Annotated in this window: 2 protein-coding genes; one reads left to right on the top strand and one right to left on the bottom strand. The window is 74.5% G+C overall.

All coding sequences use genetic code 11. The features are described from left to right. Positions 1 to 237 (bottom strand): Sir2 family NAD-dependent protein deacetylase (locus tag FV222_RS28085; protein WP_281406944.1); only part of this gene is annotated, 237 nt, incomplete at its 3' end. A gap of 161 nt (positions 238 to 398) precedes the next feature. Here FV222_RS28085 and FV222_RS28080 point away from each other — a divergent pair. Further along, positions 399 to 766: hypothetical protein (locus FV222_RS28080; protein WP_147816410.1), on the top strand; the 368-nt coding region annotated here is incomplete at its 3' end.

Raw genomic sequence — 766 nt, 5'->3', positions numbered from 1 at the left:
GGCCAGCGCGACGTGGGCCGGGTTCGGCGCGGCCGCGACCACCCCGCGCCGGCGCAGGTTGTAGAAGTCGATGACGGTGTCGGGGTCGGCTGCGAAGGCCTCGGGCGTCGCGAGCCGCATCGGATCGAACCGCGCCCACATCCCGCCACGGTCCCGGAACGTGCCGAGCCCGCTCTCGGCCGACACCCCGGCTCCGGTGAGGACGAAGACGTTCTTCGGAGGCTTGCGTTCGAACATGGGCGCGAGATTACACCCGTCCGACCCGAACCTCACCTCGGAACCTCAGCGCTGGTGCGCGGCGGGCCGGCCGCGCGCGGCGAGGCTCGGCGGAGGCCACCCGACGGCACCGCCTTCAGGGCGATGTCGTCCCGGCGGACAAGCCGGGCTATAACGCGCCGATGCGCTTCCTTAGCCGCCTCCTCCTCGGCTTCCTCGCCCTGCTCCTCGCGATCCCGGCCGGGGCCGCGATCCTGCTAGGCGCCCTCGTGCTCGATCCGGTTGCCAGCGTCTGGCTGACGCAAGGAGCGCTGGCCGGGCTTCATGCCGGCCTGTCGGACCTCGCCGCCGGCCTGCCGCCGGAGGGCGTCGCGCTCATCGTCGCGGGGCTGGCGAAGGCGTCCTTCGTGCTGCTGGCGGTGCCGCCCGCCCTCGTCGCGCTCGTCGGCGAGACCCTGCGGTGGCGCGGCCTCCTCTGGTACGGCGCCGGCTGCGGCCTCGTCACCGCCGCCTTGCCCTGGCTCGTGCGCGGGGCCGTGCGCCCCTGCGT

The organism is Methylobacterium sp. WL103, from assembly GCF_008039885.1.
Taxonomy (GTDB): Bacteria; Pseudomonadota; Alphaproteobacteria; order Rhizobiales; family Beijerinckiaceae; genus Methylobacterium; species Methylobacterium cerastii.
Note: the sequence above shows the minus strand (reverse complement) of the source record. Positions and strands in the feature narration are given on the sequence as shown.